A 1,186-nucleotide genomic window follows, 5' to 3' on the forward strand; every position below is an offset into this window, starting at 1 on the left:
TGTACTTTCAACAAAAATCGAGGGGCTTTGATTAAATCTCCCCGTGAAGTAGCGACAAAACTTTCAATTCCCGCGTCAATTCCTAAACAGGTCTTCCCTACTGTCATATCGGGAACTAATTCCGTAGATTGGAAAGAAACCAAAACGTAAAATCCCGACGCTTTTTGGATAATTCGAGCTTGTTTAGGCTCAAACCCAGACGGGTACTCCCTAGATTTCCTAATCCGAATTTTTCCCAATTGTGGAAAATTTAAGTATTCGTCACCTAGAAAATTTTTCGAGAGCGCGGGGAAAACAAAACTTCGCATCTTTTTCTTAAATCTAGGAAAGCCGAAGCCTTTCGATTTCATGTGGTCAAACGCTTTATCTACAGTTTTTAAAACTTGCTGTAAGACTTGAGCGTTAACCGTCTTTAATATCGGGTAAACTTTTTTAGCTTCCGTTAGATTTTTAGCTTGAACGAAGTAATTTGGATAGGGTTGATCCGCAGGAATTATGTACTCAGAAACTAGCGAACAGCGATCCGCAAGACACTTTCGAGAGTTTAACCAATCTTTCCGTTCCGAGAGCGCGTAATTATAAACGCTCTTACAAACATCAAGAATGTGGACAATCTCTCGTTCCTGTTTCTTGTTTACCTTTAGTTTGTACTGGTAGGTAAGCGTTATCACTGTCGTTAGTTTCGTGATGTGATGTATATAGCGTTTCCCAATCTCATGAGGTACACCAAAATCTTAACTCCTGACTCCTGACTCCTCAAAACCTAAGACTCTGTACCTCACAACTATGGGAATTGCTATAGTTAAATTGTAACACTTACTGCCTAGTATATCAACTAATTACAATCATGGACCAAACTAATCGCTAACCTTAAAACAGTTAGTAGTCGCTTAATTAGACAAGAATTTCCGGATTTGGCGGCAAAGTATTTCGACAACAAACCCTATTTTTGGGCGGGAGCTTATTTCGTGGCTAGTTGTGGCGACGTTACTGTCGAACAACTAAAAAAATACGTCGAGAACCAAAACTCCCCAAAAGTGGAAAGGCTACTGCGTTAGTTTCATTCTGGTCGCGATTCATCTCCCGTTAACCGCTACGCGGTTTAACGGGAGTCCTCTCGTTCCATTGAGATAGGCAGTTTAAATGCAGTAAAGCTGATATTTTCTAGCAAATCTCTTGATTGTCA

At 40.2% G+C, this 1,186-nt stretch carries 1 protein-coding gene and 1 pseudogene; one reads left to right on the forward strand and one right to left on the reverse strand.

What is annotated here, in order from left to right; genetic code table 11:
* Positions 1-671: RNA-guided endonuclease InsQ/TnpB family protein (locus O9290_RS00050; RefSeq protein ID WP_288086561.1), on the reverse strand; the 671-nt coding region annotated here is incomplete at its 3' end.
* 180 nt (positions 672-851) lie between these two features.
* Here O9290_RS00050 and O9290_RS00055 point away from each other — a divergent pair.
* A pseudogene (locus O9290_RS00055) lies at positions 852-1,058 on the forward strand (IS200/IS605 family transposase); the annotation flags it as partial.
* Between the last annotated feature and the right edge of the window lie 128 nt (positions 1,059-1,186).

The sequence above is a fragment of the Microcystis sp. LE19-41.2A genome (genome assembly GCF_027530405.1).
Classification (GTDB): domain Bacteria; phylum Cyanobacteriota; class Cyanobacteriia; order Cyanobacteriales; family Microcystaceae; genus Microcystis; species Microcystis aeruginosa.